Source organism: Kitasatospora saccharophila (assembly GCF_039529925.1).
GTDB lineage: Bacteria > Actinomycetota > Actinomycetes > Streptomycetales > Streptomycetaceae > Kitasatospora > Kitasatospora saccharophila.
The window spans coordinates 1-13,411 of record NZ_BAAANS010000109.1 but is presented as its reverse complement, the minus strand read 5'-3'; the positions used below and the strand labels follow the sequence as shown (position 1 = coordinate 13,411).

Below are 13,411 nucleotides of genomic sequence, written 5' to 3'. Positions count from 1 at the left end.
CCCGCGTCATCACGCTCACCAACCTAGCCCCTCGCACAGCCAGGACCTGGGGAATTACGTGACCACGGCCCTTGAGGAATTACGTGACCGTCCACAGGAGCTGGGCTGCCGCGTCTGTGGCGTGGGCGCGGGCACTTCGTGCGGTCATCCGTAGATCACTTTCATCGAGCACCGGCACTGCGAGCAGCACCGGGACTTGCTCGTCCGAGCAGGGACCGAACAGCTCGCTGGCCTTGAGCTTGAACATCTCCTCAAGAATTCTCGGAGCGGGACGGCGAGGCATCGAGACGTCGCCGCCCTTCCATCGAGTGAACGAGTTCTCGGCTACCACAGCACCCCGGTAGATCGGGTCGTTGGTCCTCTGGAACAGGACGGCTGCCGCGAGCTTGTAGTCCTCGGCGAACTCCGAGTAGGTCATGGCGCGCTGTGTGACTAACTGGTGGAGAAGAGTCTTGGACCTGATCACGGCAGTCCCTTCGCTGAATGGCAGCGCGAGACGCTGCTCGTGGCCGTCGTTACGTGCCTACCACCAAGGAACCCCTGACTGCCAGGGCCAGCCGGGAAGTGGGGGCGAAGTGGTGACCGGACGTCAGACCATTCACCTGATCGTGAGTTAAGTGGGTGGTTGAGAGGGGTGGTTGTGCCGAGTAATCGGCGGCACTGTGTACCTCCGCAAGCGAACCGAAGCCCACGGAGCCGCACTGCTCCACAGAACCGGGAGCGGGGTGCAGCATCCTTGAACCACATCGTTTCAGCTGATCAGCAGGATTGGACAGCTGCCTACGAGGTCGAAGTCGCGTCGGTTAAGCATGCACGTCGGGGTGTGCGCGACCAACTCTGCGAGTGGGGCTGGGGGCCGGACAGCCCGGCGGTGGACGACTTGGCGATGATCGCCAGCGAGTTGGTCACCAACGTGGTGCTGCACGCGGCCGTACCCGGCAAGAACGTCGTGGTCCGCCTGCACCGTACGGAGGGCTGCTGCCGTATCGAGGTGCTGGACGGGCGGCCGGACCTGATGCCGCAGACGGCCCTCTTGCCGCGCGAGGAAGGCGGCCGGGGTCTGTTGCTGGTGCGGAGCCTGTCGGCGGCCATGGGCGTGGAGAGATCGGGAGGGGACAAGATCGTGTGGGCCGAGGTGCACCACCAGGGGCAGTTGGGGGCAGTGGCGTGACGGCGCGATGGCCAGAGAAGGTGAGGCGTGCCTTACTCCGCGTGCTGCGGCTTCGCCGGCCGAGCGCGGTCACGCCGGTCGCGCCAGTGTTCTCCGACACCGGGCTGCTGCCGCGCTGGGCGATACCTCCGGTCCATCCCGGCGACACGGCCTTCGTTGAGGCTGAGCGGGTGGGCGGGGCGTACTGGTGTGAGGTAACCGCGCTGACGCCCGGTGCTGGGCGCCGGATGGTGCTTGCCACGTTCGAGGTGTCTTCCCCGCGGGTCGCCGTGCTGTGGATCGTGACGAGGCTGCGGGAGATGGCGGAGCAGTTCGACCCGCAGGAGGCGTACTGGGCGCGGCAGGTCTTCTCGATCGCCGAGGAGCAGGAGGCCGCGATGGCCACCATGGTTTTCGGCGAGGACTTCACGCTGACGCTGCTCGTTGACCAGGTGGTGTACGTGTTCTCGGCCGGGGCCAGCACCGGGGCGGAGCCCCGCCTGCCGGGCCGGTTGCGACCGGCCGTGACCGTCTGATCCAGCACATGATCTCCCAGGCCGCGCCGACGGCGGACCGGCCTGGAGTAAGGGCGCCCCGGCGTCCCCCGCACAGAAGCGCCGCGCTTGCCGCGGCCGACGAGTAGGAGTTGTGATGACCGCCACGGCGGAAACGACCGGCCAGTCCTCTCCCGAACAGCTGCGCACGGCGATGGTCGAGGCGCTGCGCTCCATCGGCGCGGTCCGTACGGACCGGGTGGCGGCGGCGCTGCTGGCCGTGCCCCGGCACGTGTTCGCCCCCGAGGTGCCGGCCGCGGAGGCGTACGAGCCCGAGCGGGCGCTGGTGACCAAGCGGAACGAGCACGGGCTCGCGGTCAGCTCGGTGTCAGCGGCGCGCATCCAGGCGCAGATGCTGGAGCAGGCGGACGTGCGGCCGGGGATGCGGGCGCTGGAGATCGGGTCGGGTGGCTACAACGCGGCGCTGCTGGCCGAACTCGTGGGCTCGGAGGGTGAGGTGGTGACGGTCGACATCGATCCGTTCGTCACCGAGCGCGCGGAGAAGTACCTCGGCGAGGCCGGGTACGAGCGGGTGCGGGTGGTGCTGGCGGACGGCTCCGGGCCGGTGGAGGGCGGCCCGTTCGACCGGATCGTCGTCACGGCGGGGGCGTGGGACCTGCCGCCGGCGTGGACCGATGCTCTCACCGAGGGCGGAACGATCACCGTGCCGTTGCGGATGCACGGGCTGACCCGCTCGATCACCTTCCGGCGGGAGGGCGGGCGGCTGGTGAGCGTGTCCGCCGAGGTGTGCGGCTTCGTCAAGATGCAGGGCGCGGACGCGCACGACGAGTTCCTGGTGCTGCCGCGCGGCACGAAGGAGATCGGGCTGCGCTTCGATGAACTGGAGCGTCCGGACACCAGCCGTCTGGGCGGCGTGCTGGAGACGCCCCGCGCGGAGTGGTGGACCCGGGTGACGGTCGGCAACCAGGAGCCGTTCGACTCGCTGTACCTGTGGCTGGCGTCCTCGCTGCCCGGATTCGGGCTGATGTCCGTCGACTCGGAGCTGGACACCAAGACGGTCGCCCCGGCGAACCGGATGGCGTGCCCGGTGATCGTGGAAGGCGGAAGCCTCGCCTACCTCGCGCTGCGCAAGATCAGCGACGGCCCGGCGGTGTTCGAGTTCGGCGCACACGGCTTCGGCCCCGAGGGGGGACCTCTGGCCGCCCTGATCAACACCGAGGTGCGGAAGTGGGACCGCGAGCACCGCGCCGGTGGCGGCCCGACCTTCACCGCCCAGCCCGCCGGTACCCCCAACGACCAGCTCCCGGACGGGCTGGTCATCGACAAGACCCACGTCCGGCTCACGATCTCCTGGCCGTAACCCGCGGCCAGGTCCTGCACCACCGACTCCAAGGAGGAAGCACTATGACCGCGACCCTCACCGGCGTCGTCGCCGCGGGCGACTTCGACCTCGACGTGACGATCGTCGAGGGCGCCGACCCGGTGGCCGCGCTGCTGCGCGACACCGACGACAACTGCGGCAGCACCTGCTCCGGTAGCGCCTGCGCTTCGGGCAGCGGCAACGTCTGACCGCATCCCTCTCCCCGTGTGACCTGGGCCCGGCGTGCGGCCGTCAAGCCGCCGCATGCCGGGCCCCGGCATTCCCGAAATCTCCCGGAACCGAGGTGAATCCCCGTGTACGAAGCCGTAGGACCGGCCCTGCTGCGCGCCGCCGCCCGTCCGGCCGGGTCCGGGCCGTCCTGGTGGCCCGACCTGGCCGACACCGGTCCCCACGCCACCGCGTACTGGCGGGCCTGGCTCCAGCATGTCTGGGCGGACGCCGACTTCGCCGCAGCGGTCGAGGTCGCCGCCGGCCCGCAACTGGCCGCCCGGGTGCGCGAGGTGGTCTTCAACTTCGACCACGTCCCGAGGCGTCGGCTGCGCCGGCTGACGGACTCGGTGATGCAGTACGCGCTGCGCCAACAGCGGGCCACGCCCTTCGGCTTGTTCGCCGGGGTGACCGCGGTGCCCTTCGGTCAGATCGCCGTCGCGCCCCGCTGGGGCACGTCCCGGGCGGTGGCGCGCCCTGACGTGCGCTGGCTGGCTTCCATAGTGAGGGAGTTGGAGGAGGCCGTCGGCAACCTGCTGCCGGTGACGGCCAACCAGCTGCGGGTGCGGCGCGGGGGCCGTGTCGTGCTGCCGGTGACCCGCAACCCGCAGGACGGGGAACCGGCGGAGGTCTCCGTCCGCGCCACCGGCCCGGTGCTGGCCGTGCTGGAGGCGGCCGACGGCCCGGTGTCGGTGACGCTCGGCGAACTCGCCGACCGGTTCCCGGCCGCCCCGGCGGACAAGATCCGCGCGATGCTCGCCGAGCTGGTGCGCCAAGGCTTCCTGATCAGCGTCTTGCGGCTGCCGACGACCGCGACCGACCCGCTCGGCCACCTGCTGGCCGTCGCCCATACCACCGGCCTCGACCAGGTCCCCGCCGCAGCCTCGTCCTTGGACGAACTGCGCACCGTCCGGGAGCAGTTGGCCCGGCACAATGAGTCCACCGACCCGGTCGAGCAGCGGACGCTGCGCACGCGGCTGGGGCGGCAGCAGGCCGGGCGTGTGGGCGAGGTGCCGTCGCTGATGGTGGACCTGCGTCTGGACGCGGGTCCCGCGGTGCTGCCGCGGCGGGTGGCGTCGCTGATGGCCGGCGCGGCCGAGGTGCTGACCCGGCTGTCGCCGTTCCCGGACGGCCATCCGGCGTGGGTGGACTACCACGGCAGGTTCCTGGAGCGGTTCGGGCCGGGCGCGGTCGTACCGGTGGTGGAGCTGGTGAACCCGGACACCGGGCTGGGCTTCCCCGCCCGCTACCGGGACTCGCTGCTGGAGGACGTGCCGCCCAGGTTCCGTCGGCGTGATGGCCACCTGCTGGCGCTGGCGCAGAAGGCCGCCGTCGAGTGCCTGGACGAGATCGACCTCGACGGCCCGCTGCTGGAACGCCTCGCCCCGGACCCGGTGCCCGACGAGGACGTGGTGCAGCCGCACGCCGAACTGACAGTGCGGCTCTCGGCGGACGGGGCCGTGCCGTTCGCGCCGGTGGTGCAGGCGGTGCCGCGCGGGGCGGGCACGACGGCGGGCCGGTTCCTGTACCTGTTGGAGCCCGAGCGCCGCCGCGAGCTGGAGGCGGCGATCGCCACCGCGCCGCCGCTGCGGACGGACGCGCTGGTGGTGCAGGTCTCCGCGCCCCCGCTGTACGCCCGCACCGAGAACGTTGCCCGGGCCCCGGCGCTGCTGCCCGTGCTGACGCTGGGCGAGTACCCGCAGATCGGATCGGGGGTGCTGCGGCTGGAGGACCTGGGGGTGTGCGCGGACGGGCGCCGGATGTGGCTGGTGCGGCTCGCCGACCGCCGCCCGGTGGAGGTGCGGGTGCTCAACGCGGTGAACTTCCGCTCCCACGTCGACCCGCTGGTGCGGTTCCTGTGCGAGATCACCCACGCCCACACCCCGTGGCTGACCGCGTTCAACTGGGGCGCGGCCGGGCGGCTGCCCTACCTGCCGCGGGTCCGGTACGGGGAGGTGGTGCTGTCGGCGGCGCGCTGGCACCTGCCCGCCGCCGACCTGCCCGGCAAGGACGCCGAGTGGGAGGACTGGCGGCTGGCGGCGGGCGAGTGGATCGCCCGGTACAACGTCCGGGCGGCGGTGTACCTGTCGCAGCGGGACCTGCGGCTGCCGCTGGACCTGCGCCTGCCGGAGCACCTGGTGCTGCTGCGCGAGCACCTGCTCCGCGAGCAGACTGCGATCCTGATCGAGGCCCCCAGAGCGGGCGACAACCGGTGGTGCGGCCGGGCCCACGAGATCACCGTGCAACTGCACTCCACCCGGCCACCGCTGCCCGCCACCCGCCCGCGCCCCGGAAGGCTGGCCACCGTCCGGTCCGGGCACCTGCCCGGCGCGTCCGGGTGGCTGTCGGCCCGCCTGTTCGGCAACCCGCGCCGCGCCGGTGAACTCCTGTCCCGTGTGCCCGGGTTGGCTGATAGCTGGGTGGTCCCCCCGCAGTGGTGGTTCCTGCGGCACACCGACCCCGAACCTCACGTGCGCCTGCGCCTCCCGGTCTCCGCCGTCGCCGCGTGGTCGCTGGCCGCCGAGCGGATCGGCCGTTGGGCTGAGCAGATGCGGGAGGAGGGCCTGTTGACGCGGATGGAGATCGACACGTACCTGCCGGAGTCCGGCCGGTACGGGCGCGGGGCGGCGCTGCGGGCGGCGGAGGAGTTCTTCGCGCTCGACTCCCGGGCGGTGCTGGCCCAACTCGCCTACCAGCGCGCCACCTCCACCGACCCGGCCACCGTCACCGCGGCGAGCATGCTCGACCTCGCCACCGCGCTGCTCGGCCCCGAGGCCGGCCACGCCTGGCTGCTGGAGCGGGTTCCCAGGCGCAGCGACATCGCGCTGCCCCGCACCGCGCCACGGATGGTCGCCGAATTCGCGAACTGGAACGACCAGTTGGAACTTACCGAGGAGGGCCGCCTCCTCGCCCTGGCGTGGGAGGTGCGGGCCAAGAAGCTGGCCGACTACCGCAGGGCGCTCGGCCGGGACGAGGAGCTGGAGCCCGCCGACGTCCTCGGCTCGCTGCTGCACCTGCACCACGCCCGCGCCGTCGGCCTCGATGCGGCCAGCGAGCGGATCTGCCACCGCCTGGCCCGCGCCGCCGCCCTCACCCGCACCGCCCGTGCTCAGGAAGGACAACCGGCATGACCGCCCACCTGCTCGAACCACCCACCACCGCCTCCGCCCAGTGGGGCCAGTCCCTCGCCAAGGGCGGCCTCGCCACCGCCCTGCTCCACATCGAGCGCGCCGCCACCTGCCGGGGAAGCTGGGAGACCGCGCACGAGTGGATCAGTACGTGCGTGAGCCAGCCCGTGAACTCCTTCGCCGGGGCCTCCGTGTTCTACGGCGCGCCCGCCGTCGCCCACGTCCTGCATCTGGCCACGATCCACGGGCCGCGTGCCTACCACCAGCCGCGCATGGGCCTGAACTCCGCGGTGGAGCACGTGGTGGAGCAGCGCCTGGTCGCTGCCCACCGTCGCATCGACTGCGGGATACGGCCCGCCTTCGGCGAGTTCGATCTCCTGGGCGGTCTGACCGGTCTCGGCGCGCACCTGCGGGTCCGGGGCCGCCAGGAGCTGCTGCGCGAGGTGCTGGCCTACCTGGTGCGGCTGACCGAGCCGGTGCAGGGGCGTTCGGGCTGGTGGACGCACCTCGCGCCCAGCGGCGAGCAGGACGACCGCTACCCGGGCGGGCACGGCAACTTCGGCATCGCGCACGGCATCCCCGGCCCGCTCGCCCTGCTGTCCCTCACCTACCTCGACGGCACCCGCGTCCCGGGCCAGCTGGAGGCGATCGAGCGCATCCTCGACTGGCTGGACGCCTGGCAGCAGAACGGTGCTGCCCGCGCCTGGTGGCCCGAGGCGCTGACCGCCACCGAGGCCGACCAGGGCGAAACCCGGCAGTCGAAGCCGCTGCGCCCCTCATGGTGCTACGGCACCCCCGGCATCGCCACCGCCCTGCACCACGCCGCCCGCGCCACCGGCGACACCGACCGCGCCCGCACCGCCGAAGCCGCCTTCCTCGACGCCCTCGAAGACCCCGACCAGGCCCACAGCCTCACCGACCACACCGTCTGCCACGGCACCGCCGGGGTCCGCCTTGCTGCCCGGCGCTTCGCCGAGCGCACCGACCACGCCACCGCGTTGCGCATCCTCGCCGCCGCCAGCAACCTGCCCGATCCCGGCGCCGATGCCACCGGCCAGGGCCTGCTCGAAGGTGCCGCCGGCATCGCCCTCGCCCGCTGCTCCCTGGCCGCCGAGACCCCCGGTACCGGCTGGGACGCCCTGCTGCTGCTCGTCTGACCCGACCCGACTCGACAAGGAGAACTCTGGTGCTCGCCATCGGCGACCGCGCCTGGACGCAGGTCCACCTGCACCTGGCCACCGACACCCCCGAGGATCACGCCGTCCGGCTCCTCGGGCCCGCCCTGATATCCCTGGAGGACCAGGGGCTGCTGGACGCCTGGCACTTCCTGCGTAAGGGCGAGCGGTGGCGGCTGCGCTACCGCGAGGCCGCCTCCGGCATCCTGGGGGCCGCCACCACCGCGGCTGCGGTCAACGAGGCCCTGGACATGTGCCGCGAGGCGGGCATGATCAGTGACTGGACCCCGGCCGTCTACGAGCCGGAGACCTACGCCTTCGGCGGCCACGCCGCGCTGCCCGCCGCCCACCGCCTCTTCCACCAGGACAGCCGCCACGCCCTCACCTACCTCGCCGCCGTCCACCGGGGAGAACTACCGGACCAGCGGGCCGAGCTGTGGCTGCTGCTCGGCACGGCCGCGATGCGCGGCGCCGGGCTCGACTGGTACGAGATCGGCGACACCTGGGCGCAGGTCGCCGAGAACCGGCCCCGGCTGTCCGTCCCGGACCGGCGCCTGGCCGACGCCGCGCGCACCCTGCTCCGGGCCGACACCACCCCCGGCTCCGCCCTCCTGGAAGGCCGACTCGCGCACGCCGCGCCCTGGTTCGGCGCGTTCGCCGTCTACGGCCTGACCCTGCGGGCCCTGGCCGACGAGGGCCAGCTGTGGCGGGGGCAGCGCGCCGTCCTCGCCCACCACCAGCTGTTCACCGCCAACCGCCTCGGCCTGCCCCACCAGCAGCAGGCCGCCCTTGCCTCGGCCGCCGCCGGCGCCGTCTTGGACCTGGTCGACGCCGACGAGGCGATCCTGCGATGACCGTCCAGCCCACCGGCCCGCTCGGTGACGCCCTCGCCCGCCTCCCGCTGGTCCCCCGCAGGCACGCCCTCGCCGTCCCGCTGGAGCAGCGAGTCCAGCGGCTCACCGACCTCGCCCGGCAGGCCGCCGACACCGAGGACCCGGCCACCGCCACCAGCGTCCACAACCTCGCCGCGCTCCTCGCCTCCGACCGCGGCCTGCCCGGCCTGGCCCGCGTGCTGTGCCTCAACCACGCCGGCTTCTACCTCGCCCACCGGCCGCTGCCCGCCGACCTGGCCCGCCTAGCCCTCGAACCCCTCGTCAACCTCGCCCACCTCGAACTGCGCGCGGGCAACGGCACCGCTGCGCTCGCCGTCCTGGACGAACTGGAGCGAGCGGTTGCCGAGAACGACGACGCCACCCTCGGCGGCCTGCGCATTCCGCTCGCCGGGCTGACCGCCAGCGGTGTCGACCGCGGCGACGTCCACAAGTGGCTGGACGACATCCGGGTCTTCGACGGGGCCCGTGCCCTGGTCCGCGCCGGGCGCTGGGCCGAGGCGCACTTCCACCTCAGGCAGTCCACCGACCGTGGCACCCGCCTGTTCGAGGCCCGTCAGGTGGCGGTCGTCGCCATGGCCCTCGAAGGCCGTACCGCTCTGGCCCGCGCCCTGGCCCGGGACACCCCCGCTGAGGAACCCTGGGAGCACGCCATCGCCGCCGCACTGACCGTCGCGTGCACGCTGCTCGACGGTGCCCCGGCCGCCGAGCAGACCGAGGCCCTGCTCCACGCCCACACTGCCGTCGCCCAGCAGGACGGCAGCGCGGTGTTCGACACCCGGCTCGCCTTGACCGTCGCCGACCTCGCCACCGCCGCCGGCCAACTGCCCGACGCCGCCCGCCTCTACACCACCGCCGTCAGCCGGACGCTCACCGAGCCCGAGGGCTACAGCGCCCGCGACCTCGCCCGCCACCGCCTCGCCGACGGCCTTCCCACCGAACAGCGCCGCCAACTGGCAGCCGTCGCCGTCGACTCCTGCGTCGGCGGCCCGGCCACCCTGACGACCGACCACGACGACCGGATCACCGCCGCCCTCGCCCTGGCTGCCGCCGTCATCACGAGGGCGGGAGCGAGCAGGTGAACCGCGGTGTCGACCGAGTCGAACGGCTGGCGCTGTTCGGCGCGCTGCTGTCCGTCTTTGGCGAGATCCACCCGTTCTGCGACCAGTGGGCCCAGGACTCGATCACGGCGCGGTGCAAGCGGCTGGCCGGGCGGCACCTCGTCTACCGGGACGGCGTGCGCGTCGGCGATGAGAGGGGCGACCGCGGCGGCGAGCCGACGATGACGGCCGACGCCCGGGCCCGCCGCGCGGTCGCCGTGCACGTCGCCACCTACACCGCGATCCAGAGCAGCGCGGCCCTCGCCCTCACCAGGGCGTTCGGCTACCGCGTCCCGGCCTCCGCGCTCCTGGCCGGCGCGGCCATCAACGCCGGTACGCACGCGGCCATCGACCGCGGCCCGCTGCTCCTGTGGCTCGCGGACAGGGCCCGCCTGCGCGGCTACATCGACCACTGCCAGGCCGTGCGCCTCGACGGCGACGGCGAGGCACACGCGGAGATCAACGGCCCCGGCACCGCGTGGTTCGAACTCGACGCCGCCCTGCACCGGGCCGTCGGGGTGTGCGCCGCGGCCGTCACGACCTGGCTCGCCACCCGCCGTACGCACCGCAGGTGAACCACTGCCCCGGCGAACTATTCCCGTCAGCACCCGGCACCGAGAGGGCATCCGCATGACCAGCACACCCACCACCGACCCGGGCACCTTCGTCCACGTCGGCTGGAACATCCAGCACGGCTGGCGACTCGCCGACGCCCTCGACCAGATGCGGCGGTTCGCCCAGGAGCACGGCGCCGAGCGCCCGCAGCTGCTCACCCTCCAGGAACTCCAGGAGGGCCAGGCTCAGATCGTCGCAAACGAGTTCGGCCTCACGGCCGTGGAGGCGCCCAACATGCGCCCCGGCAGCCGCAACGCGCTGTTCTTCGCGCCCGAGCTGTTCGAGGCCGACCCCGAGTGGGTCGGCTACCCGGATGAGATCCGGCACCGCCCCGCCACGGCGAAGCTGACCACCATCCACCCCTCCGGGGCCCGCAGCCGGCGCCAGCTGTCGGTGGCCTCCGTGCACCTCGCTTTCGGCAACCCCCAGCACCGGGACCACCAGACCCGTTGGGTGCTGGCCAACATGTACAAGGACAACGAGCTGCTCTTCGACCAGGGCGACAGGAACTCGTGGACGGATTGGGGCGCGCCCCTCACCTTGGACAACGTCCAGGACAAAAACTTCGTGGTGGACCGGTCGATCATCCTGCCCGACGGGAGCAGCCAGCCCGACGTCATGCCCCACCGGATCATGGAGATCAGGGAGCTGGTGGAGCTGGGCCGGTACGCGGCCACCATCCTGGGACAGGCCGGCGCGGACCGGTCCACCACCTGGGACGGGCCCAAGAAGCACCGGCAGCGAATTCCCGCCGCGGACTGCCCGCCCGGTGGCCTCAGCGCGATCGACCGCACCTACGTCGCCCCCGACCTGGTCGAGGCGCTCGTCTCGGCCACCATCCCCGCCGAGCCGCAGGTGCAGGCGGTCTCCGACCACCTCCCGCAGGTCACCGTCTGGAACACACGGAGGTGGTGGGAGGTCGTGAACGCCGAGGTCGAGACCATCCGCCACTGACCCGCCCGGTGCCGCCCCGCCCCGGGCGGGGCGGCACCCGCCATCCACCCGAAGGAACGCCCCTCATGCTCGCCCCCGGCACCAGCACGGCCGCACCGGCCCGCAGCACCCACCAGCACCCCGTCCGCGCCGCCCGGACCGCTCTGCACCACGCCACCGCGCTCGCCGGACTCGACCCGGCAGGCGCCCAACTCCTTCACCAGGGAGGCAACTTCGTCTTCCGCCTGCGCGGCGGAGTGATCGCCAAAATCCACCGCCGCCGGTACGCCGACGTGCAGCGAGACGCCAGGGCGGCTCATGCCCTGCTCGCCGCAGGCATACCCACCGCCGTCCCCGTCGGCGACGGCCGCCCCATCACCGCCAACGGCGGCCTGGTGGTCGCCTTCACCGAGGACCTGGGCACCACGGAGCCCACCTGGGGCCAGCTCGGCGAGGCCGCCGCCCGCCTGCACCACATCCCGGCCCTGACCGGCCTCGGCCTCCCGCGCATCGACAAGACCGACAGCGCGGCCCGCCGCATCACCCTGCTCCCGTCGAGTGTGATCTCCGGACCTGACCGCGCCCGGCTCCTGACCCTCCTCACGCGCACCGCCGACGCCTACACCAGCATCACCTGGCCCGCGCCGTGCACCGTCCACCTCGACCTCAACCCGACCAACGCCGCCCTCCTCCCCGCCGGCGACACCGCGCTCCTCGACCTGGAAACCCTCTCGATCGGGCACCCCGCCTTCGACCAGTCGGCTGCGGCGTTCGCCCGCGACGCCTTCGGCCTCGACCCATCCGTCCACGAGGACTGGGTGAACGGCTACGGGCACGACATCACCACCGTCGCCGGCGGACTCCCGTACCGGACGATCGCCATGCTGCTCGCCATCGGCGCCTACCTGTTCTACGCCGAGCTGGGCACGCGGGGCAGGCCCGAGGTCCTGCCGCAGGCCCGCCACCGGATGGACACCCTCCTCGCGGAGCGTCAGTTCCCCTGGGACTGGGCTCCCGCCAGCCCCGTCCAGACCGCGGCGCCCAGTGCCGGGCGGGCCGCCGCCCGCCCCCGGGCCGAGTCCGCGCCGTGAGGCCGCCTGCCGCCGTCCGGACCGGCGCGTACCCCGCCGCCCCGGACGGCACCCCTGCACCGCCCCCCCACCCTCGAAAGGCGTTCCTGCATGTCCCAGCAGGACTTCGTGTTCGTCGCCTCCGGCCGTCCGCTCGCCGCCGTCGCCCGGGAGATCGCCCGCGCCGTCGGCGCCTCGGTGGACCCGGAGCACTCCTCCCCGCAGCGGGTCTCGCTCGTGCTCAGCAGCCCCGCAGCCGGGCCCGAGGTCGAGGTCAGGTGCCACGTCGAGCGCAACCAGTTCTCCGAGCAGGCCCCACCGCCGGAGGAGGTCAACGCCTACGACGGGTACCCCGTCCTGCTCGACGTCTGGCTCCGGCGCCGCAACGACCAGCGCCAACAGGTGGCAGCGAGGGCCCTGTTCGAGCGTATGGCCCAGGCCAGCCCCCGGACACCGACCCTCCTGGTGCAGGAGCTGGGCCTGCTCCTCGCCGCCCACCTCCCCGACCACGGGGTCCACGAGTTCCCGCCCGGCACCACGGTGGACGCCCAGGACCAAGAGGCATGGGGCAACTGGGTGTTGTCCGGGAAGTGAGGCCGGGGTTCCGGTCGGCGCGCTCGGCCGCCGCCGGCGGCCTCGACCCGCCCGCTCCCGTGGAAGTGGACCAGCGGCGTGACCCGCACCGAACGATCTCCCGCCCCGACGACTACTAAGAAACGACGGAGGAACACGCCATGGAAGACGGCATCCAGGACTTCGCGGGCATCATCTTGTTCGTGACCACCCCGGCCTCCGGCCGGCTGCTGATGAACCTGCGTGACGACATCCCCGGCATCGCCTGGCCCGGCAAGTGGACACCGATCGGCGGCACACGGGAAGGCGGCGAGACCCCCTTCGAGACCGCCCACCGGGAAGTACTCGAAGAAGCGGGCATCCGCGTACGCGACATGCGGATGATCCCCGGCCCCCGCTACCACACCCACGAGAACAACATCCCCCTACACGCGACCTTCGACGGCACCGACGCCGACCTGGTCCTGGGCGAAGGCCAGGCCATACGCCTAGTCCCGATCGCCGAACTCCACCAGCTCGACACCCCGCCCTACATGGACCACTACCTCAACCTGATCCGCGACGCCTGGCAGCCCTGAGAAGCGATTCCCAAACTGATGGACACGGCTGCTGCTCGAACCTTCGTACGCATCAGCCTCGTTCGGGTGATCGCTCCGCAGCTGGCGCATGGAAGA

Annotated in this window: 14 protein-coding genes; 13 read left to right on the top strand and 1 reads right to left on the bottom strand. The window is 72.8% G+C overall.

What is annotated here, in order from left to right; translation table 11 throughout:
• Positions 1-79: 79 nt before the first annotated feature.
• The gene (locus ABD345_RS38625; RefSeq protein WP_344559295.1) at positions 80-418 is read right to left on the bottom strand and encodes a hypothetical protein; all 339 of its coding nucleotides are present in this window, start codon (positions 416-418) and stop codon (positions 80-82) included.
• 318 nt (positions 419-736) lie between these two features.
• On the opposite strand from ABD345_RS38625, the gene ABD345_RS38620 reads away from it, so the two are divergent.
• The 13 genes from ABD345_RS38620 (at position 737) to ABD345_RS38560 (ending at position 13,315) form a co-directional block, all read left to right on the top strand.
• Entirely contained in the window at positions 737-1,171 is a 435-nt protein-coding gene (locus ABD345_RS38620) for an ATP-binding protein (RefSeq protein ID WP_344559294.1), read from the top strand.
• A gap of 227 nt (positions 1,172-1,398) precedes the next feature.
• Positions 1,399-1,686 (top strand): hypothetical protein, encoded by a 288-nt coding sequence (locus ABD345_RS38615; protein ID WP_344559293.1) that lies wholly within the window; start codon positions 1,399-1,401, stop codon positions 1,684-1,686.
• Between the two features lie 115 nt (positions 1,687-1,801).
• Positions 1,802-3,025, top strand: coding sequence for a methyltransferase, FxLD system (fxlM, locus tag ABD345_RS38610; RefSeq protein ID WP_344559291.1), 1,224 nt, complete (start codon positions 1,802-1,804; stop codon positions 3,023-3,025).
• Between the two features lie 44 nt (positions 3,026-3,069).
• Positions 3,070-3,234: an FxLD family lanthipeptide gene (locus ABD345_RS38605; RefSeq protein ID WP_344559290.1), complete on the top strand. Its 165-nt coding sequence runs from the start codon at positions 3,070-3,072 to the stop codon at positions 3,232-3,234.
• Between the two features lie 105 nt (positions 3,235-3,339).
• Positions 3,340-6,384 carry a lantibiotic dehydratase gene (locus tag ABD345_RS38600; RefSeq protein ID WP_344559289.1) on the top strand — a complete coding sequence of 1,015 codons (3,045 nt, stop codon included), beginning with the start codon at positions 3,340-3,342 and terminating at the stop codon, positions 6,382-6,384.
• Positions 6,381-7,538 (top strand): lanthionine synthetase C family protein, encoded by a 1,158-nt coding sequence (locus ABD345_RS38595; RefSeq protein ID WP_344559288.1) that lies wholly within the window; start codon positions 6,381-6,383, stop codon positions 7,536-7,538. The genes ABD345_RS38600 and ABD345_RS38595 overlap by 4 nt, the downstream gene beginning before the upstream one ends.
• Before the next feature lie 29 nt (positions 7,539-7,567).
• Positions 7,568-8,410 (top strand): thiopeptide-type bacteriocin biosynthesis protein, encoded by an 843-nt coding sequence (locus tag ABD345_RS38590; RefSeq protein WP_344559287.1) that lies wholly within the window; start codon positions 7,568-7,570, stop codon positions 8,408-8,410.
• The gene (locus tag ABD345_RS38585; protein ID WP_344559286.1) at positions 8,407-9,528 is read left to right on the top strand and encodes a hypothetical protein; all 1,122 of its coding nucleotides are present in this window, start codon (positions 8,407-8,409) and stop codon (positions 9,526-9,528) included. Before ABD345_RS38590 ends, ABD345_RS38585 begins: the two co-directional genes overlap by 4 nt.
• Entirely contained in the window at positions 9,525-10,121 is a 597-nt protein-coding gene (locus ABD345_RS38580; protein ID WP_344559285.1) for a hypothetical protein, read from the top strand. The genes ABD345_RS38585 and ABD345_RS38580 overlap by 4 nt, the downstream gene beginning before the upstream one ends.
• A 55-nt stretch (positions 10,122-10,176) precedes the next feature.
• On the top strand, positions 10,177-11,115 hold the full coding sequence (locus ABD345_RS38575; RefSeq protein ID WP_344559284.1) for a hypothetical protein: 939 nt from the start codon (positions 10,177-10,179) through the stop codon (positions 11,113-11,115).
• A gap of 65 nt (positions 11,116-11,180) precedes the next feature.
• The gene (locus tag ABD345_RS38570; protein WP_344559282.1) at positions 11,181-12,185 is read left to right on the top strand and encodes a phosphotransferase; all 1,005 of its coding nucleotides are present in this window, start codon (positions 11,181-11,183) and stop codon (positions 12,183-12,185) included.
• A gap of 90 nt (positions 12,186-12,275) precedes the next feature.
• Positions 12,276-12,758 (top strand): hypothetical protein, encoded by a 483-nt coding sequence (locus ABD345_RS38565; protein ID WP_344559280.1) that lies wholly within the window; start codon positions 12,276-12,278, stop codon positions 12,756-12,758.
• Between the two features lie 140 nt (positions 12,759-12,898).
• A complete protein-coding gene (locus tag ABD345_RS38560) occupies positions 12,899-13,315 on the top strand; it encodes an NUDIX domain-containing protein (protein ID WP_344559278.1) in 417 nt (138 codons plus the stop codon).
• Positions 13,316-13,411: the final 96 nt, after the last annotated feature.